Origin of the sequence: Jeotgalibacillus marinus, assembly GCF_040801915.1 — a bacterium.
GTDB classification, from domain to species: Bacteria; Bacillota; Bacilli; order Bacillales; family Jeotgalibacillaceae; genus Jeotgalibacillus; species Jeotgalibacillus marinus.
In genome coordinates this window covers 1-224 of the sequence record NZ_JBFMIA010000340.1, presented here as the reverse complement: position 1 = coordinate 224, position 224 = coordinate 1, and the positions used below count along the sequence as shown (strand labels likewise).

The 224-nt window shown below is 54.5% G+C and carries 1 protein-coding gene; it reads right to left on the bottom strand.

The window, feature by feature from the left end; translation table 11 throughout:
- The coding region (locus AB1471_RS18100) for a hypothetical protein (RefSeq protein WP_367781096.1) at positions 1–224 on the bottom strand (224 nt) is incomplete at both ends.

Genomic DNA, 224 nt, shown 5'->3' with positions numbered 1-224 from the left:
AATCGCGTCAGGCTTGTCGTTCGCGCCGTAACGTGTGTTTGGCCTGGACCGAGTCGACCGTTTTCCAAGCTTCGGATGGTCGCAACTTGGGTCGCCGGGTCATAGGTTGTGACGCAATCCAGTCCGCGATCAGCTGTGATGATCATCGGCGCAAAGATCTGGAAATCTCGCAATACATAAGCTGCGGCTTCTGGTTGATGGATGCTTGCCAATTCGAGCAACGT